A 20,038-nucleotide genomic window follows, 5' to 3' on the forward strand; every position below is an offset into this window, starting at 1 on the left:
TGGCATCCGCCTTGCGATAGGAAGAGGGAGCGAACGGCTCCACTCTTTAAATAATTGCAAAGGATATAAATTATGAAAGTATTAGCGAAAACTCTGGCGGTAGTAGGTTTATTTTCTGGTTTGACTGGTGCGGCTATGGCAACGCCTGAACTGTATGTTGCTGATGATGCGGCGTCTTCAAAAATTTGTGTTACTGCTGCTACCGGCGATAAATTCGCGCTGCGTTCTGCCATTAAAGATGCGGGCCTAACCAAGCAATATGTTGAAAACAAAATTACCTGCAACGACTTGCCTATCGTCAGCTTCGTTGCTCAATACAGCGAGAATCCGCAGTCGGTTAACGATTTCATTACTAGCGGCCGTTACTCAGAAGAAAATTACTTAGCCAGCCTTAACGCTGCTCAGTAATTAGCATGGTAATGGTTTTACCCGCATTGCTTTTGTATCGATGTTGTTCAGTTCACAGGGGTTGGTGAAAAACGATTTGTCGATGCAATGCGGGTTAAACATTATCTCAACAGGTTTGTTTTTCCCAGCTCTACCAAGGCATTACCATCGCCATTCAAAATGGCTTTCAACATATAGAGGCTAAAGCCTTTAGCCTGTTCAAGTTTCACTTTCGGTGGCATAGCCAGTTCTTGTTTTGCCGTTTTCACTGACAACAGATAGGGCCCTTCACTGGCAAGCATGGTTTTCACCGCTTGTTCCAGTTCGCTTCCGTTTTCCACGCAGGCCGCTTCGATTCCAGCTCCTTTCGCTATCTCAGCAAAATCCGGGTTATCTAAATCGGTATCGTGTGAGTAGAAACCTGCTGCTTTCATTTCCATTGCGACAAATCCGAGTGAGAGGTTGTCAAACACCACCAATTTTACCGGCAGTTTATGCTGCTTAAGCGTAAGTAAATCGCCCATCAACATCGAAAAACCACCGTCGCCACACAGGGCAACCACCTGACGATTCTTATCAATACTTTGAGCACCAATGGCTTGCGACATGGCATTTGCCATCGAGCCATGATTAAACGAACCCAGCAAGCGGCGTTGTCCATTCATGGTGAGATAGCGGGCAGACCAAACCGTTGGTGTGCCCACATCACAAGTGAAAATGGTGTCTTCATCGGCATGCTCATCTATGAGTTTAGTGAGGTACTGTGGATGAATTAGCGTTTTGTTGTCTGAAGGACGGGCAAGTTTGTCCAGTGACTTTCGCGCACTGTGATAGTGGTCTCTGGCAGCATTAAGGAAACTGGCGTCATCATTGCGTTGAAGCTTTGGCAACAAGGCTTTCAAGGTTTCTTTTACGTTGCCTTGTATCGCAAGGTCAACGTTAGCATGGGCGCCTAACGCCAGTGGCGATTTATCTACCTGAATAATGGTAGCGTCTTGCGGATAGAATTCGCGATAGGGAAAAGCGCTTCCGAGCACAATGAGCGTGTCGGCATTTTCCATAGCGTGATAGCCAGACGAAAAGCCAATCAGACCGGTCATACCAACATCATAGGGGTTGTCATATTCTACAAACTCTTTGCCCCGCATCGCGTGAACGATAGGCGCTTTGAGGGTTTCAGCAAGATGAATAAGCTCTTTATGGGCATGTTTACAACCTGCACCCGCAAGAATGGTGATTTGATCTGCATTGTTCAGCAGCAACGCCATGTCGTCGATGCTTTCATCATTTGGTGTGATTGTCGGCAAGGCCGGCGCTTGCCAGTTCATTGCCGCCGATGGCGCATCGAGCAAAGCGACGTCGCCAGGCAGTACGATAACGGCTACGTCTTGTTCTAGAATGGCTGTGCGCATGGCAACTTCAAGTACGTAAGGTAATTGCTGTGGCGAAGTGATCATTTCGCAATAAGCACTGCACTCGGAAAACAGCATTTTGGGATTGGTTTCCTGGAAATAGCCTGAGCCAATTTGATGAGAGGGAATATGACTGGCAATAACCAACGTGGGAACATGGCTACGATGACAGTCGTACACACCGTTAATAAGGTGCATGTTACCGGGCCCGCAAGAACCCGCGCAAACAGCAAGCTTTCCGGTGATTTGCCCTTCCGCGCCAGCAGCAAACGCAGCGACTTCTTCGTGTCGGGTGCCAATCCACTGTAACGATTTATGTCTCTCCAGCGCGTCGCTAATGCCATTGAGAGAGTCACCCGTTACGCCCCAAATCTTTGATATGCCCGCGTCAGCCAAACTGTCTACCAGATACTCCGCAATCGTTTTTGACATGATGATGTCCTTGATATCTTGATAACCCGGGAACAAGGAATGCGCATCCGGGTTGAAGGTGTGAAAAAGAGGTCTGTATAAACTGATACGCAGACAAAGAGACTGTTGGTTTTCTGTTCGTCCACATCCTCGGTAGATTAAACGCATCCGACCAATTTCGGCGAGACATACAACGGGTTAAATGTTAATTTACTGTTACTAATCAGCAGTTTGATAACATATTTTTTCAGCTGCATCATCAATAGCTCGTCTACAAAACTCTGTAAATAAGGATAATCTATGGGCGTTTCTTCCCGGAAGTTCCTCTCAGCGGCAGTAATGCTTGTAGCATCCGTCGTCTTTACTTCACAAACCGTGGCGCAAGAACAGCCATTACGACATACGCCTGCGGGCGACATAGTGGGAACGGATGTCAACGGGGTATACGCTTTCAAAGGGATACCGTATGCAAAGGCGCCTGTTGGCGAATTGCGCTGGCAACCACCGCAGGCAAAAGAGGTCACATCCACCCCGATAAAGGCTATTGAATATGGCAACAGCTGCCCGCAACGAAACAAGGCGGATACCAGCGAAGATTGCCTTTTTATTAATGTATTTACGCCGCAAGACGTCAGTGCTGATAGCAAGCTACCCGTTTTCGTGTGGATCCACGGCGGTGGTTATGTCGGTGGTGCAGGAGATTTACCTGAAGACGTGGTTGCGCGTTGGGTGAAAGAAGGCATGGTGGTTGTGTCGTTTAATTATCGACTGGGCGCGCTGGGCATTTTTTCACATGCGAAACTTGCACAACCTGAAGGGGCGAATTTCAGTATTATGGACATGACTGCCGCGCTGGCGTGGGTGCAGACCAATATCGACAGTTTTGGGGGGGACGCAGATAAGGTAACCATCGCTGGGAACTCTGCGGGTGGCATGGCCATTCAAATGATGATGGTGACAGCGAAAGGTGCAGGGCAGTTTCGCGGTGCAATATCGCAAAGTGGTTATGGTAGCTGGCCGTTACCACGTACCGCTGATGTCTCAATAGTGAAGGGCAGTGCCAGTGCGGAAGGCATTTCTCGTGCTATAGCCACCAAAGCTACGGGCTCATTACAACCCACGTTGGAAGCATTATACGCTACACCCGCGGACACGTTTGTAAATGCCATAGACGGTTTTCATCTCCCCGTGGTAGACGGGATTACCCTTACCGATGAGCCTGCCAGATTATTTGAACAAGGTAAGCAGCATGCGGTGCCTTACATTAGTGGCGGTAACAGTTATGACGGTAGTGTTTATCCTTACGCCGGTGTTGCACCAACCCGATTGTTGACAATGATTACGCCGGTGAAGGATAAAGTAACGGCTGCTTACGGTTTGGCTGAACCTGCCTTGACAGCACTGCCATTTCAACATTTGTTTGGCGATATGCGTTATGTCATGGCAGGCTCTATTACTACCCACGCCATGGCGAATGTGGGGCAGCCGGGATATCGGTATTTCTTCGACGTAGCACAAACCGATAAACCAGGTGCTGGCCACGGCTCTGAAACCGGCGCATTATTTGCCGGCAACGAGCCTGCAGTAAAAGCCATGCAGGCTTACTGGCGTAATTTCATTATTACCGGTAACCCCAATGGGAATGGTTTACCGCAGTGGCAAGCTGTCTCTGGCAACAATCAAAACTGGATGGTATTCGACGATAAAGCGCATCTTGAAAAGCAGGTGAGAGAAAACAAATTAAATCTGCTGGAGCAAGCGTATCAACAGTGGCATGACTAACCCGTTCTTGTCGCGCAGAATAGTCTTACTGTAAAACGCTTATCGTTCAAGGGCCTGAATTCATCAGGCCTTTTTTATTTTGGTTCTACTGGCTCTTACCGAAACAATCGCAATACCGCAAAGAATAATTGCGCCACCGGCAGCCAGACTCACAGACAGCGTTTCACCCAGAAAAATCACCGACAGCAGTAAACCAGAAACAGGCACACCGAGCATCGCGTTAGACATGGTTGAAGATGACATCCACCGGCTTGCACTGTTTATAATGACAAAACAAAAAGCGGTAGCCAGAGGCCCTACATAAGCCATTACGTTCCAGAAGTTAGTCGACACCGTCATATCAAAGGGGCCTTCTATATGCCGAGCCATGAAAAATAGCGGTATTGCCGCTGTAAGCATTTGCCAGGGCGCCAGTTCATAGGCTGAAGAATCCCCCTTATAATGGCGAACATGTAAAATTGTCATTGCCCAACAGAGTGAACAGAACAGCAGCAGCATATTGCCCGCAACCACATTGCTATCTTGCCAGTCTATTGCCATCGGATTCAGCATCACCAAAACCCCAGCCAAACCCACAAGGGTGCCAATGGTTTGTCGACGCGTTAATCGTTCACCAAGCACGAAAACCGCAACAGGCATAACCCACAACGGCGTGGTATATCCCAATACGGCTGATCGGCCGGCATCGACAGATTGCATGGCCACGGAACCCAACGCCGTGAACATCATCATTTGAACGAGTCCTACGCTGGCGATTAAAGGGAAATCCCGCTTAGTGGGAAGTCGACATTTTCCTGTCAGCGATTGCAGCGCAAACAAACAGGCGCAACCCGTGGCAAAACGCAGGGCAGAGAACCACAGCGGAGAAACATATTGCAGGCCGGTTTTCATTACCGGCCAGTTCCCACCCAACACAATGATTGCCAGTGCCAGAAGAATAACGGCCCAGACCTGACGGGCAGCACTGATAGAAAGAGAAAGTGATGGAGCCTGACTGGTGAGTCCGGTTGCTGCAGGAGATTTCATATACCCTCGATAACCAACATTTTAGGGCGGTAAGTTTACGTTGGCTTGGCCAGAAAGTTTTTCCTGAAAATCTTGAAATTGGCGCCATAAAAGAATATTTTTCTTTAAATTGTGATTTTGGAAGAAAATATCATGGTAAGTCTCGATAAGACAGATATAAAGATCTTGAGCGCATTGCAAGACAACGCCCGTATCACTCACGCCGAATTAGCAAAATTGGTAAATCTTTCCACCACGCCCTGTTATAACCGGGTAAAAGCACTGGAAGAAACTGGACTAATTCGGCAACAGGTCACATTGCTTGAAGCAGAAAAGCTTGGCCTGAACGTTAACGTTTTTATTCACGTCACGTTGGAAAAACAAGTGGAAGAAGCATTGCGGCAATTTGAAAGCGCCATCAGCGATCGCGATGAGGTAATGGAATGTTATCTAATGACAGGGGAAGAAGATTATTTGTTACGTGTGGTAGTGCCGGATATCAAAGCCCTGGAGAAATTCATATTACAACACCTGAGCAAAATTCCTTGTGTATCGAGTATTCGTTCGAGCTTTGCACTGAAGCAAGTTCGCTACAAAACCGCGTTACCGCTGCCAGAGAAAGGCGTCACCCTTAAAACTGACTGATGTCCGCGTTCGGGCGGGTGGCTTTACTTTTAGAGAATAGAAAACGGGAGTGAAAACTCCCGTTTTATCTGCGTTAACCTTGGCGGGTAAGGCTTAAAGTGGCCACACCGTCATCCAGGCTTTATCGCCTTTTTTGTATTCGATATCGCGGTAGTCACCTGGAATATCCACGTGACGCAGTACCTGCGTACCGCCGACTTTTGAAGTGAAGAAACCGAAAATCATCAGCTGTTTGTACAGAGTGAAATAGTGTGGCAGCCCTTCATAATCGCTGCCATCCCAACCTGTGCTCTCGCCATTGTTAAAGGCAAGCGCTTCGGTATCTAGCGCTGAAGCCAGTTCGGTTTTTTGCTTATTATTCAGGCTAACAAACGGTTTTCCGTACTGACTTTTAGCGCGGGCATCGACATCTGCAAAGCCAGCTTCCATCAGTTTTTGCTGTTCGGCAGTGTAGCCCTCACGCATCATACCAATGAAGAAGGTAGGCAGTCCGGCATCTTTCGCTCCCGGCGTGTCAGTGCGAGGCAGAACGGTTTCACACAGTTCGGTGATTAATGCCACGGTGGCATCGGAAAGCCCTGATTGCGCAACGGTTGTCAGCGGGGCTTGTTCTTCCCATACGGCCATGGCCGGAGAGCAAACCAGTCCAGCACCGGTAGCGGTAGCAATCAGTTTTAATAGTGCACGACGTTCCATTATAGGTTCCCCCGCTTCAGTTCTTCTACTGCAAAGTCAGCGGCGCGGGCTGTCAATGCCATGTAAGTCAGTGATGGGTTTACGCATGAAGACGATGTCATACAAGCGCCATCTGTCACAAATACGTTGGGTGCATCCCACACCTGGTTGTGCTTGTTGAGCACAGAGGTTTTCGGATCGCGGCCCATGCGTGCAGTACCCATTTCATGAATACCTTTACCCATATGGTAGGTGGTTTCCCAGGCGGTGGCGTTCTTAAGACCAATGCTGTCGAACATCTCAACGATGTCTTCTTTCATTGCCTTACGCATTTTCAATTCGTTGTCGCGAATTTTCGCGTCCATTTCCAGTACCGGCAGTCCCCACGCGTCTTTCACGTCATGGTTGAGGCTCACTTTGTTTCTGTGATCTGGCAGAATTTCACCGAAGCCGACTGTCGACACGCTCCACGGACCTGGCTCGCTCAGGCCGTCTTTCAAACCTGCACCGATACCCATTCCACTAGCATCGCGACTGAAGCCTGAACGAGAGGCATTACCCTGGAAGCCGAAGCCACGCAGGAAGTCACGCTTGTCGTTACCCCAGTTAGCAAAGCGAGGAATGTAGAAACCGGTAGGGCGGCGACCATAAATATACTTGTCGAGATGCCCTGGCACTTCAGCCATACCGCCAAGCATGTAATGGTGATCCATCACGTTGTGGCCGAGTTCGCCAGAGCTTGAACCCAAACCGTTGTCCCACACGTCGCGGGCAGAGTTCATTAGCAACCACGCTGAGTTAAGTGCTGATGCATTCAAGAACACAATTTTGCTGTGGAACACTTCGGTAAGGCCGGTTTCTGAATCAACAATTTCAACGCCGGTTACGCGTTTGGTGTCTTTGTCGTAAATCAGCTCTTTTACAATAGACAGAGGGCGTAGTGTTAGGTTACCGGTTTTCAGCGCTGCGGGCAGGGTAGCCGACTGTGTACTGAAATAACCGCCGAATGGACAACCCGTCCAACACTTATCACGGTGCTGACATTTAACTCGACCTTGTTCTGGGCGCTGTTCGGTAATATGCGCAGTACGGCCCATGATAATATGGCGCTCGCCCTTATATTGTTTTTTTAGGCGTGCTTGTAAGTCTTTTTCTACGGCGTTGAAAGCGAAAGCAGGTAGGAACTCGCCGTCTGGCAATACGTCCAGGCCGTCACGACTTCCTGAAATACCAGCAAATTTTTCAACATAAGAATACCAGGGGGCCACGTCTTCATAACGAATTGGCCAATCTACACCAACGCCTTCTTTGCCATTAGCCATAAAGTCTTCAGGGTTAAGGCGGTAAGACTGACGACCCCACAGCAGTGAACGGCCACCTACTTGGTAAGCACGGAACCATTGGAACGGTTCTTTTTCAACGTAAGGAGAAGTGCTCGCGCTGGCCCATGCACCCATAGTCGGTTCATTGAAAGGATAACCTTTACCGCGGGCCATGTTGGGTTCAGCAGCTAACTGTTCCAGACTTGGACGACCGTGGTGAGGGTAGTCCCACAGATTTTTGGTCATGTTGGTGTAGTCTTTAACGTGCTCAACATTCTGACCACGTTCTAGCATCAATACTTTCAGGCCTTTTTCGGTGAGTTCTTTGGCGGCCCAGCCGCCACTGATCCCAGAGCCTATAACGATAGCATCGTAGGTATTCTTAGACATTTTCGCCCCTGTTGCTGTTTTTGTTTTCCGGCCGTCTCTCAAAGAGTTGTGGTGAGCCGAATGGTGGATTGACCTTAACCGGATCGTCCGGAATATCAATCAACGGAGTTAACAAAAAGTAAATTTAATAACACTATAATGTATTTATGTCATCGATGTCATTAATAATTTGTATAAAGAGAGCGGTTAAGAATAAACTTTTATGAAAGCGCTTACTCGCATGTGGCATATGGCCTTGTTTTACTGCGATAAAGCCATCGAAACTAAACTTTGCGTCATTGTTAAATCTGCTTTTCTGGCTCTCGGTGTCAGACCAGTTCAGTGTAAAGTGAGCGGGCTTCCTGATGTGCCATACATAAGTGATACAGGGTACTTGCTGGCATCATTGCTTCTACCGGCGTGCCGTCGGCGGCAATCACATAGGTATAATGAGCCGGTAGCGTTGGGTGGGAAAAGCCGTCTATCAGTTGGTTAATGGCAAATGTCGCATCAGAAATGTAGTGATTGCTGGTGGAGACGTCGGCATGATCCCGCATAACCAGAGCAGCTTTAATCCATTCAGTCATCGGCCAACTTTTAAAAGTTTCAGAGACCACTTCTCCCTGGGGGGTAACAGTATCTGCCAGCCAGCGATAACCGTCTGGAAGACCCATTTGACGGGCGTTGTTGTAAAGCGTTTGCTGGTAGTGCTGCGTGCTAATGCCACTGTGGCGTTGATATTGATTTAATAACCACACCCATTCCATCATATGACCCGGTTCCACAACGGTGCCTTTATCTGGGCAGGGTTGCCAGTCAACGGTGAAAAACTCAAGCAACACGCCATGTTGGGCGTCGTAAAAGTGTTTTTCAAATAACGTGTAAATGCTCGCAGACATGTCTAGCCAAAACGTATCTCGACTCACCGCGTACAGTTCCAGAAATGCTTCGAACAAGTGCATATGCGGGTTTTGACAACGGACGTCATGAACGTAAGTGCCTTCTAACCAGCCCCCATGTTCACTGGCTAATACATCGTTAATGTGCAAGGCCAGAGCGCGGGCTTTTTCAAGTGCGCTGTCGTCATTAAAAGCAGATTTTTGCCAGGCAAAGGCGAGAAAGAAAAAGGCGATGTCATAGAGGTCGGAGTGCGCGTTTTTGATGTTGTCAGATGCATCTAACGACATAGGGTAATAGCCGGGCAAGCTGTCCTGACACACCGTGTCTATAAAACGATTTAACCCAGCGGCTAACGCTTTTGCCTCAGGTATCAAACCATTTTTGTAGCAGTACGACAACGTAAATAGCTGTCTGGCTTGTACCCGCAAACGTTTATCTGCCTGCCAGTCTGGCTGACCTTGTGCGTTAAAACGCTCTAATGCAGCACCACTTTCGGCAAAACCGAGTGTTGTCCATTTTGGCAAGAGCTCTTGCGAGAGCCAGTGATCAAAGCGTTGAAAAGCTTGCTGAAATTCACGTTTGACCGTGTCCATGGACTACTCCTGCCGGGTACTATCTGAAAAATCTGAGCTGATATTGTAATCATCAACGGCGGGTGAGGGTAGTCTTTTCGTTTTCTATACTAACTAAACAAACCTACAACATCGCAACTGTCTCGCTTGCCAAGATCGCCGCTATTGGTTTCAAGCCAATGCTCAGCTGTGGCAACGCCTTCGTCATGTAAACATTGAAGAAACTCACTTGAGCTATTGTACTTACTAAATTGATCAAGCGAATTCATAAGTTCTTCGTTTTCAATAAGGTGCGTATGCATCTGGCGTATTTTTTTCTCGAACTCGCCAGATACCAAGCCCCAGCGTTGTGATGACATTTTCACATCGAGAATACCTCGCATTTCTCGCAGAAACGCACAATGAAAGGTAAGTTCGTTCACCCGATCTTTAATTTGCGCGGTTTTTTGTGGCAAAACGTTGCGCTGTAAGGGCTGCAGCAGCACAATTAGCACGTCTTCTGCTTCACAATCGTGAATTAGCGGATATACCGCGGGATTACCAGAATAGCCACCATCCCAGTAATGTTTATTGTGAATTTCTATGGCCTTATAGAGATTCGGTAAACACGCGGAGGCCAATACATGTTCAACGGTTAACTCTTGTTCGCGAAATAATTCAAGTTTTCCGGTGGTTACTTCAGTAGCAGCAATAAACAGCGAGTGCGGGCAGGCAAGCTGCAGCGCTTTAAAATCGACCAAGTCAACGAGCACATCTTTTAACGGATTAATATCAAGCACGTTAATGTCATACGGGGAAAATTGTTCAAACATGCTCATAAAAAGCTTGTTGACAGACTGCTCAATAAAATTAGGCACTGGCATTTTAATGCCTTTTTCTGCAATGGCATGCCAGAAATCACGCAATTGGTCTTTTGCACCCTGACGCCCGCCTTTCCGCCAGCCTTCCGCTAGCATTACCGCGTTCATCGCGCCTGCGCTGGTGCCGCTCACCCCCTCGAAGCTCAACCACTGCTCATCGAGGAGTCGAGATAATACACCCCAGGTAAATGCACCATGCGCGCCGCCACCTTGCAATGCCAAGTTGATGGTAAGTGGTTTCATTTGGCTTCCCTCGTCAAATTTTTGCTGCTTTGCAGCATTTTCATTGTAACTATACGAAGGAAATCGGAATTGGAGTAGTAATTTGTTTGAAAATTAATCGGTTTGCGGCGCATGTTGTTGTCGACAGGTGTTATTTTTATTCAAAAACACCTGCCGACATTCACGGGAGAGGGGGGATTTTAGCTTCTCACCGACCAAGGGCCGGTTATTGCGAGGGTTTTCGCCGGGGCATACAAATTAACGAATAAGGTGCTGCCATCGGGTGAGAAACAAGCCCCTGCCAGTTCCGTTTGGGCCCGTAATTTAGCGAAGTTGTACACCCGGCCTTCAGGAGTGACGCCCCGAAGATGATTATCAACGATATCGGTGTATTGATCTTCACACACAATGAGGTCGCCAAATGGGGCAACGGTAAGGTTGTCGCCAAAATTGAACAGGGCTTTATCGGTGCTCTCTAAAAATAGCTGAATACGGCCCGGGTTGGTTTTTTCACCATCCGTACCTTCAACCGATGAGGGTTGATAACGCATGATCTGACCAAGCTGTTTATTGCCACCATTAGTACAACAAAAATAAAGCTCACCGTCGCCCCAGTGAATACCTTCACCTCGGGCAAATAACGCTGCGCCATCGGCGTAGCCCCGTTGACGCAAATCATCTTCCGGGCTTTCCGGATTTTCCAAATCAATCCATTCGGCATCAAACCATTGGGCTGCAGGCATTGTGGCATCGGCCCAGTTTCGGCTATCAAACTGCTTACTCCCGTTAATTACCAACGCTTGTAAGCGTCCTCCTTCAGCGAGTTTACCAGCCACAGTTGGGATGAAGCGGTAGAACAAGCTGTCGCCACGGTCTTCCGTCATATAGACAATGCCGGATTTCGGGTCAACTGCTGCCGCTTCGTGATTAAAGCGGCCCATGGCCTTAAGCGGTTCTGGCGCAACCAACTGCTCTGCAGAAGCCGGGACTTCAAAAACCCAACCGTGTGACTTGCTGTTTTCAGCTGAGGGTACCGCAACACTTTCTTCGCAGGTTAACCAGGTATTCCATGGCGTAATACCACCTGCACAGTTTCGGATGGTGCCACAGAGGCTAATAAACTGATTTTCCACCTCACCGCTAACCAGGTTGTACACAATGTTACTGGTGCCACCTGGTAGGGCCGTTCCCGCAGCGTTGGTATCAAAGGCCTGGGTGGTTTTGTGCGAGGCAATGGTAGTATGTTGCTTGGCGAGATCGCCGGGTTTGAGCTCATGGTTACGTACCAGCACAACGCGATGGTCATCAACCCGGAAACATCCCATTCCATCAGCTTTGTCAGGCACATGCAGCCCGTCGTTCATGGGGTCACCCAGCTCAGAGATAATTTGGTAGCTAAATCCTTCGGGCAGGTCTAGTAAGCCTTTTGGATCTGGCAAAAGTTTACCAAACCCTGCGGCGGTCTTAAGGCTGCCTTTTCCATAAGCCCCGGTGGCATTTGCAAGGCCACTGAAAGCGGTACTTCCGGCTGACAAAGCAGCCATTCCAAAGGTAAATTGTCGACGTGAAATCATATTGTTTTTCTTTGTGGTTATTAATCCGCTTCAAAAAAGCAGAACAAAATAAAAAAAGAGATATTGTTATATTGTAACAATACCTCTTTAATTAACAGTCGTCTGTGACGTTTACGTTAAACCGGGTTGAGTGAAGCGGAAAACCCGACGAGTGTCAGTCTCGCTCCATTTGGAATTACTGTTTTCAGTCGCGTTTCGTTCTCCGGTTTTGGGTTGTCTTCCCAATCATCACATCGCCTCAGGATTAACGGTAAGGTGTTGCGTGCGCCGCGCCACGGAATATCGCATTAAGCATCATCACATTCAGGCCGTCCATAAACGCCCGGCTAGACGGGTCTTGAGTAAAGCTAATTACCATGCCATTGCCTGAAGGTTGATACATCAGGAAGGGCTTGTAGGCCATCTGCTTTTGATTTTCTTTCCACAAATAACCCGATGCCAGCAACTCATCGCCTCCTTTAAACCAGGCCAAGTTTTTGCCTGCATCTAACTTAATAGGTGCATAGATGTCGTTACCCACTACCATGCTCACTACATTGGGGTTCACACCCGCAGTTAACCAGTGCTCTTGATCAACTTCCACATTGGCTAATACACCGGCTACATAGTCTGGTGATCGCTTTTCATTTTCAATGCGCTGAATAAGGTTAGATTTATCCTTAATGAGAGAACCGTCCACGTGACCGCGATGGTCAGCGGTTTCATCCGGACTCATGCTATCCTGATTCAGCGCATATTCCATACTGGCATCCAGTAAACCTGCTTCAGAACCCGCCACGAATGCGGTAGCTGAACCAAGGGTAATGAGCACGCCGCCTTGATTAACCCAGGATTTCAGATTTGCAGCGCCTCGTTCGCCCAGCGTGCCTTGATAAAAACCGGAAGGCAGAATAATGACTTGATAATGGTTCAGGTTACGGCTCGCCAGCATGTCGCTACGAATAGCGGTAACCGGGTAGTTAAACTGGCGTTCGAGAATAAAGCGGGTGCTGCCCGCACTCAACGAACTGGTAGGGCTATCCCAAGCCATTGCTATTTTCGGTGTCACCATGCGCGGCGTGCCGCGGCTGCCAAAGCTCGGGCCATCGACTACCCAGCTTGTGTCGACGCCGGTAACCAGTGCACCGGTATCCGCAGCAATGGCTTCAATACGCTGCTGAATATCGCCATCGTTGGCTTTCACTTCAATAATCAGTGACCCGGCAGGAAATGCGCGCTTGTCATCTAAGGTAAACGCTTCGTCAGCGCTTTTCAGGTGAATACCTTCACGCAACGCTGCTGTTAGGAAGCGCCCAGCGGCGGCATCGCCCCAGGGCACAATATAAGCAACAGATGCATCGGCGTTTTCAACATTGCCTTTTAATTTGTCGTCGGCTGCAACCAGCGAACCTTTTACTGATAAGCCATCGTCACAACTGACGGTTTCGATATTGAACAGCAGCGGCAGTGACCAGGCGGTGACATCATATATCTGGTCACGAAGCTTGCGACCACGACGACGCTCTTGCTCTTTGATGAAGTCCGCAGACATATCAACCTGCTGAGTGAAGGTGGTTTTCACAAAGCGACCACGTGGCTGCGCGGTATCGATAATGTAGGCACCTTCGCTGTAGCGATTACCACAGGCTTTAAATGCTTCAGATGCCTGCGTCACTTCTACGCCGTGTTGTGCCATCAATGTTGCAAGACGGTGACTGCCTGCACGGTCGGTGGTAGCGGGAATAATAAAGGTGCGCTCATCATCTTTTTTACCCATATCGATGGCATTCACCGAATACTGGTAAAAATCGCCAAGGATCTTTTCTCGGTTATCGGCAGCAGTCTCTAGCGTAGCCATAGAGGCGACAAAGTGTTTCTGAACCGGCTCGCGGAATAAGGCAACATGGCCATCGGTGGTGCGATAGGCCATGCCGCGGGTAGAAGCAACCTCGTAAGTTGCCGCTGATGCACCATAAAACGTTGGCCAGCTGTCTCCATAGCCAGGATAGAAAGCGTCGTAGACTTCTCGGGTAAAATAATCAAAACCAAAACGATCGAAGTGCTTGGCGTTGTTTCTGCCGATCAAGTCGTTGTTATCTAACTGTGCCTTTTGCATGTGCGGATTAGTAGGGCTGGCAGAAGGTACGAAAAAGTAGCTCGAATCGCCGCCCATTTCGTGTAAATCAATCACGATGGTGGGTTTGTAGTGATTCAGTGCGTCGATACGGCCTGCTGTTTCGGGCTGGGTAATGGCAAGCCAGTCGCGGTTCATATCAAATAAGTAGTGATTGCTTCGACCACGAGGCCACGGCTCGTTCTGATCAACACTCAATCGGTCTGCACTGTCTTCTAGACCCACCATTGAATAGTAGTTAGCAATAAAACGGCTACGACCATCCGGGTTTTGCAGCGGGTCTATGAACACCAGGGTATTGTCCATGACTTTGTTTACTAAGGGATCATTCTGGGCGGCAAGTAAGTGGTAGGCTGTCATCATGGCAGCATCGGTACTGCTAATTTCATTACCGTGTACGCTGTGCTCTAACCACACTGAAGACGGGGTAGACTGAATCAGCTTTTTCGCGTCCGCTTTAGACGTTTTACGCGGGTCAGCCAAACGATTCATGTTCTCTGAAAACGCGTCCAGATTGGCAATGTGCTCGGGTGAACCAATGGCCACATAAATTAAGTCGCGGCCTTCCCAGGTTTGCGCATATTTAACCAGTTTTACCTGGCTAGGGGCTGCTTCAGCCAAAGCTTCGAAATAACGCAACATATCAGGGTGTGACGTAATGCGGTCGCCTGTATTATAACCCAAGACATCTTTTACCGAGGGAATAGATTGCTTATAGGTTGCGCCCGGCCACATCTGTATTTGTGTTTCGGACGTATCAGAATAAGGCGCGGCCATGGTCGCGGGCGCCAGCATCAGCGCGGTGGCCAACGCTGATACACTAAAAAGTTGTTTAATTGTCATAGTGTGTGTCTTTTTTCTTATGGTAGAGCCAGTTTAGCAAGGAATAAATCGGCTCAACAATTCGCTAATCACCCCATATCGAAGCTTTATCGCATTCAAATTACGGTTATTCGTCGTAAAAATGCGCACTTGTCATAATTTAAGTTGAAGCCTGCAGGTCGAACCAGTAGGATGCCGACCCATTTTTTTAACAACCGTGAGACATTCATGACACATCGTTCTTTTGTACGTTCTTCTCTCGCGCTTACCTTGGCCGGTCTATTTTCATCTTCGGCACTGGCTGCGGGTTTTCAGGTAAATGAGCACAGCGCTAACGGTCTGGGGCGCGCCATGGCCGGACAGGCCGCCAAACCCGAAAATGCCAGCATTCTGGCTACTAACCCTGCGGCAATCACTGCATTTGATAAATCTGAATTCAGTGCTCAAATCAGCTATTTGAATCCAGAAGTTGATATTCGTGGTGAATCTACCGCTACCACCGCAGTGGGACCGGTTACGTTAGACGCAAGCGAAGAAGATGTGGCTAAATCTGCTGTTATCCCGTCATTATTTTATATCAGCCCGGTTAATGAACAGTGGTCGTGGGGCTTAGGTCTCTTTTCCAACTATGGTCTGGCGACAGATTATAGCGATAGCTACAACGCGCTGAACTTTGCTGACGAAGCAGAAATCACGTCTATTACCGTGAACCCTGCGGTTGCCTATAAGCTGTCTGATACGTTGAGTTTAGGCCTTGGCCTTAACATTACCTATGCAGATGCCAAAATAAGCACGTCTATTCCTCAAGGCGTGGCGCCTTACCTGGGTAACCCTGCACTGGGTAATCTCACCATGGTAGAAATGTCGGGTGACGATGTAGGTTTTGGTTGGAACGTGGGCGCCTTCTGGACGCCTTCTGAGGCAACTTCTGTCGCGCTAAGCTATCGCGCTGAAACTCAGTTAACGCTAGAAGGAAATATCTATTCTGATCTTGGCGTGTTAAATCCTGACCTCGGTACCCTGTACAATCAAGGCGGTAGTCTTGATTTGAATTTTGCCGCGATCACTGAATTAGCCGTTGATCAAAAACTGGATGAGAAATGGTCTGTACAGGCAAGTGTGAATTACACTGACTGGAGTACGTTTGACAAACTCGAAGCGAACTTGGACAGCGGATACGATTTATTGCTGAAACAGGAAGATTTTGAAGATACCTGGCGCTGGAGTGCAGGGGTAACGTATATCATGAACGATGAACTGACACTGCGCGCGGGTTATGCGTACGATGATGGTGCGGTAAGTCGTGCACACCGTTCTTTGAGTATCCCTGATACCGACCGTCATTGGGTAAGTGCAGGTGCAACCTATTCACTCACCAAAGACACAAGCATTGATGCGGCATATGTGTACATTAAAGGTCGCGAAGCCAATGTGGAGCAACAGCGCGCTATCGGCCCAGTAGTGACCAATTTAACCGCGACAGAGCATGCTAAAGCCCATATCCTGAGCGTGCAGATCAACACTCGCTTCTGATTATTGCGCTAACAACTAAACAAAACAAAACGGGGCGCACTATTTTCACGTAACAGTGAAAACGTGCGCTCCGTTTCTTTTATGTCAGATTCAGAACCACATTCTGACACCGGCAATTACACCAAATTCTGAAGTGTCTTCACCCAGTCTTTGCGCACTGTTCGCCGTTTGTCCCAGTTGCTTTTGCCAGTAAACACCCAGGTAAGGGGCAAACTCTCGCACAATTTCCTGTCGATAGCGTAAGCCCACCCGAACCGATTCTACGCCTGCTTCGCGCCCAAAACGGGTTGAATCCGTGATGTTGGTATTCACGCTAAGACGAGGCTGAAGGTAACTGGTTTGTGTGAGCAGGAAGTCGTATTCCACTTCATTAAGCCACTGCGCATCACCTTGCTCATTAATTAATAATGACGAATCAACTTCAAAATAATAAGGCGCGAGCCCGGTAAGACTGAACACCGCATAATGCTCTAAGTCATTGTCAGACGACAGTTCACCTTTGACTCCTAAACCCGCCTGTACCGACCAGAATGTTGAAAGTAAATAGCTATAGCTAACATCAGTTCGCTCCAAATCGGTAGGCGCGCCGTCGTTTTGTTGATTTTCACCTTCGGTTCTCAGCACAATGCGATGATAATCGCCGCCGTACCAGGCTGTGGTATCCCAGGTAAAAACATTTTCCTGGTTATCGTTCCGCGTGACTTCCAGTCTATCGAACATAACCTGGCCGAAAAACATTTCACTCATAGGAGAGGGCCAGTCAGACTTGTCTGTTCCGGCGTAAGCCGCTAACGACGAAGAGACGGCAGCGGCGAACAGTGACATCTTCATCAGTTTATTCATGATGATGCCCTCCGTGACTGACTTTCACGACACGAAACATGCCTGCATCCATATGGTAGAGCAGGTGACAGTGGAAAGCCCATTCACCCATGGCATCGGCGGTGATCAGAAGTGATACTTTTTCCGCAGGTTTAACACTGATGGTATGTTTTCGTGGTCGCGGTGACTGGCCATTTTCCAGTTCCATCCACATGCCATGCAAATGAATGGGGTGGTCCATCATTGTGTCATTCACCAAAATAAGCCGCAGACGCTCGCCGTGGGTAAAGTGAATTGGCCCATCAACTTCACTGAATTTCACGCCATCGAAAGACCACATATAGCGCTGCATATTACCGGTAAGATGTAATTCGAGATTGCGTGTGGGCTCACGTTCGTCGCCCCAACCCTGTGCCCCCACTAAATCCTGATAAACCAATACCCGACGACCATTGTTTTCCAAACCTAACCCAGGCTCATCTAAACGCGACCGGGGATTAGCCGCAATCATGGCTGCGCCAGGCCCATGGCCATCTTCGTCGTGATGAATAGGAATATCGTTTACCGGTACTTTTAGTGGCATATGTCCGCTATGCGCCATTGAGGGCATATCGTGATTCATTTGGCTGTGGTCCATAGCCGGCATGTCATGATTCATTTTGCTGTGGTCCATAGCCGGCATGTCATGATTCATTTTGCTATGATCTTTACTGCCATGGTCCATGCCTTCATGATCCATGCTCATTGCATCCATTCCCCGTTCGGTGATGGTGCGTCGCGGCGGAATTGCGGCAGTCAGCCCTGCTTTGGGTGTTAAGGTTCCGCGCACAAAGCCACTTCGGTCCATACTTTCCGCGTACAGGGTATAGGCTTGGTTTCCAACCGGTTCAACGATAACGTCGTAACTTTCGGCAATAGCGATACGTAGTTCTTCAACGGCAACGGGTTTTACGGGTTGGCCATCGGCGGCAACCACGGTCATGGTGAGACCCGGAATGCGGAAGTCGAAATACGTCATGGCAGAGCCATTCACCAATCTGAGCCTGATTTTTTCGCCCGGTTTAAATAATGCTTCCCAGTTCATCACGGAGTCACGGCCGTTCATCAGATAGGTATACACGCTGGCGGACACATCAGCGATGTCACGTGGGTCCATGCGCATGTCGTTCCACATTTTGCGCACTTGCCAAGTGTCCATAAGGCCTTTTTCTTCCACGTCTTTCAAGGTGTCGAAAATAGTCCGTTTTTGATAGTTAAAGTAGCCTTCTGATACTTTCAGGTTGCGAAAAATATCGTGTGGATCTTCAAACGACCAGTCAGACAGCAGAATTGTATGTTCGCGGTCGGCGCCAATATCTCCGTTTGCTGGTGTAATAACCAGTGGCCCTAAGTGACCAATTTGCTCCTGTAAGCCGGAATGGCTGTGATACCAGTAAGTGCCACTTTGGTTGATATCAAATTCATAGCGGAAAGTTTGACCAGGACGAATACCTGCAAAGGATAAACCCGGTACCCCATCCATATTGGCTGGAAGGATGATACCGTGCCAGTGAATGGAGGTGTCTTCCTGCAGGTTGTTGGTTACGTCAATCACCGCCCGCTGGCCTTCTGTGAAGCGTAACAACGGCCCAGGCATCTGCCCGTTAATGGTTATACTTTTTGCACTGTTTCCGTTGAAACTAAACGGACGTTGATCGATACGTAACGCGACGGGTTGGTTAGACGCAACACCGCCTGTGGTTCCTTGGGCATGGGCCCATCGTGGTGCAGCCTGGTACAGCGACATGGCTGACAGCGAAGTCACGGCGCCACATAGAAAACGGCGTCGTGAAGAATTAGTTTCACTCATTTTTTTATCCACATTTTAGATACAGAACATATCCGGGCATTTCGTTTATCCGGTATTGAATCGTAGGTTTGTATCAGATGTGAATTGGGGGCCTGTAGGGTGGGCTGGAGAAGGCTGCCAGTGCAGGTGAGGTTGACGCTATGGTTTGCCCGGTAAAACCGACACTAAAGGTGATAGCCAATCTCGCAGGTAGTACTAGTCCGGCATGGCACAGCGACATATCGCAGTGGCAATCTTGTTGGCAGCACTCTTCGGACATGCCGTGGGCCGACATAGTCATCGCAGTTACACCCGCGTCGCTCATGGCGTTCGCAGACATATTGGCACTTGCAGATGAATGGCTATGATTCATCATGTTTGCCTGCATTGGCATAGCATAAACCGTGCTTTGTACCAGCACAGCAATCACGCCAATTAATAGGTAAACAGCCAGGGCTTTCATATCTGCAAAAAATCCAACCGCGATATAACAAGATTAAGGCGCTAGCGTACCTTGAAAAGTTTTTGCAGTGCAAGCGCATCAAGATGTTTCGTTGAGTTTACACAATGAAACGCAGTTAAATTCGCTTCGGTGTGTAATCTTTGTTAAATATTGGTTAATTTTCTAGGTGTGTGCAGCAAGCATTGCGCTTGTATTGCTTTTCTTAAGCTAAACGCCTAGCGATGAAAAAACTTGGTGGCAATGGGTTGGTAGGACAAAGAAATGAAAAACAGATTAAGCCTTGGTAGGCATGACATGAAGCATGAATATGCCGACGCTATT

General features: G+C 48.5%; 15 protein-coding genes. 4 read left to right on the top strand and 11 right to left on the bottom strand.

The features are described from left to right. Positions 1–72: 72 nt before the first annotated feature. Positions 73–408, top strand: coding sequence for a DUF3718 domain-containing protein (locus tag ACXAFQ_RS07440; protein WP_474819357.1), 336 nt, complete (start codon positions 73–75; stop codon positions 406–408). A gap of 101 nt (positions 409–509) precedes the next feature. Here the strand turns inward: ACXAFQ_RS07440 and poxB are convergent, their stop codons facing one another. Then, complete coding sequence (gene poxB, locus ACXAFQ_RS07445) at positions 510–2,231, bottom strand: ubiquinone-dependent pyruvate dehydrogenase (protein ID WP_474819359.1); 1,722 nt, start codon at positions 2,229–2,231, stop codon at positions 510–512. Between the two features lie 279 nt (positions 2,232–2,510). Here poxB and ACXAFQ_RS07450 point away from each other — a divergent pair, with 279 nt between their 5' ends. Beyond that, positions 2,511–3,992, top strand: a complete 1,482-nt coding sequence (locus ACXAFQ_RS07450; RefSeq protein WP_474819363.1) for a carboxylesterase/lipase family protein — start codon at positions 2,511–2,513, stop codon at positions 3,990–3,992. Positions 3,993–4,055: 63 nt separating this feature from the next. Here ACXAFQ_RS07450 and ACXAFQ_RS07455 read toward each other — a convergent pair whose 3' ends face one another. Continuing rightward, a complete protein-coding gene (locus tag ACXAFQ_RS07455; protein ID WP_474819366.1) occupies positions 4,056–5,018 on the bottom strand; it encodes a DMT family transporter in 963 nt (320 codons plus the stop codon). A gap of 132 nt (positions 5,019–5,150) precedes the next feature. Between ACXAFQ_RS07455 and ACXAFQ_RS07460 the strand changes: the two genes are divergently transcribed. Next, positions 5,151–5,642, top strand: a complete 492-nt coding sequence (locus ACXAFQ_RS07460) for an Lrp/AsnC family transcriptional regulator (RefSeq protein ID WP_474819368.1) — start codon at positions 5,151–5,153, stop codon at positions 5,640–5,642. Between the two features lie 93 nt (positions 5,643–5,735). Here ACXAFQ_RS07460 and ACXAFQ_RS07465 read toward each other — a convergent pair whose 3' ends face one another. The 6 genes from ACXAFQ_RS07465 to ACXAFQ_RS07490 form a co-directional block, all read right to left on the bottom strand. Further along, positions 5,736–6,338, bottom strand: coding sequence for a gluconate 2-dehydrogenase subunit 3 family protein (locus tag ACXAFQ_RS07465; protein ID WP_474819371.1), 603 nt, complete (start codon positions 6,336–6,338; stop codon positions 5,736–5,738). Continuing rightward, positions 6,338–8,029 (bottom strand): GMC oxidoreductase, encoded by a 1,692-nt coding sequence (locus tag ACXAFQ_RS07470; protein ID WP_070125318.1) that lies wholly within the window; start codon positions 8,027–8,029, stop codon positions 6,338–6,340. The genes ACXAFQ_RS07465 and ACXAFQ_RS07470 overlap by 1 nt, the downstream gene beginning before the upstream one ends. A 308-nt stretch (positions 8,030–8,337) precedes the next feature. After that, positions 8,338–9,501 (bottom strand): AGE family epimerase/isomerase, encoded by a 1,164-nt coding sequence (locus ACXAFQ_RS07475; protein ID WP_474819376.1) that lies wholly within the window; start codon positions 9,499–9,501, stop codon positions 8,338–8,340. Between the two features lie 89 nt (positions 9,502–9,590). After that, complete coding sequence (locus tag ACXAFQ_RS07480; protein WP_474819380.1) at positions 9,591–10,583, bottom strand: patatin-like phospholipase family protein; 993 nt, start codon at positions 10,581–10,583, stop codon at positions 9,591–9,593. Between the two features lie 179 nt (positions 10,584–10,762). Further along, positions 10,763–12,136 (bottom strand): alkaline phosphatase PhoX, encoded by a 1,374-nt coding sequence (locus ACXAFQ_RS07485; RefSeq protein WP_474819384.1) that lies wholly within the window; start codon positions 12,134–12,136, stop codon positions 10,763–10,765. 244 nt (positions 12,137–12,380) lie between these two features. Continuing rightward, on the bottom strand, positions 12,381–15,092 hold the full coding sequence (locus ACXAFQ_RS07490; RefSeq protein ID WP_474819386.1) for a M14 family zinc carboxypeptidase: 2,712 nt from the start codon (positions 15,090–15,092) through the stop codon (positions 12,381–12,383). A 207-nt stretch (positions 15,093–15,299) separates the two neighbouring features. Between ACXAFQ_RS07490 and ACXAFQ_RS07495 the strand changes: the two genes are divergently transcribed. Continuing rightward, positions 15,300–16,604: an OmpP1/FadL family transporter gene (locus tag ACXAFQ_RS07495; protein ID WP_474819391.1), complete on the top strand. Its 1,305-nt coding sequence runs from the start codon at positions 15,300–15,302 to the stop codon at positions 16,602–16,604. 90 nt (positions 16,605–16,694) lie between these two features. Here the strand turns inward: ACXAFQ_RS07495 and ACXAFQ_RS07500 are convergent, their stop codons facing one another. From ACXAFQ_RS07500 to ACXAFQ_RS07510, 3 genes are all read right to left on the bottom strand, one after another. Continuing rightward, entirely contained in the window at positions 16,695–17,447 is a 753-nt protein-coding gene (locus tag ACXAFQ_RS07500) for a copper resistance protein B (protein WP_474819394.1), read from the bottom strand. After that, entirely contained in the window at positions 17,440–19,275 is a 1,836-nt protein-coding gene (locus ACXAFQ_RS07505) for a copper resistance system multicopper oxidase (protein WP_474819398.1), read from the bottom strand. The genes ACXAFQ_RS07500 and ACXAFQ_RS07505 overlap by 8 nt, the downstream gene beginning before the upstream one ends. A gap of 73 nt (positions 19,276–19,348) precedes the next feature. Continuing rightward, positions 19,349–19,717, bottom strand: coding sequence for a hypothetical protein (locus ACXAFQ_RS07510; protein WP_474819402.1), 369 nt, complete (start codon positions 19,715–19,717; stop codon positions 19,349–19,351). Positions 19,718–20,038: the final 321 nt, after the last annotated feature.

The sequence above is a fragment of the Alteromonas sp. ABH2_165 genome (genome assembly GCF_056159945.1).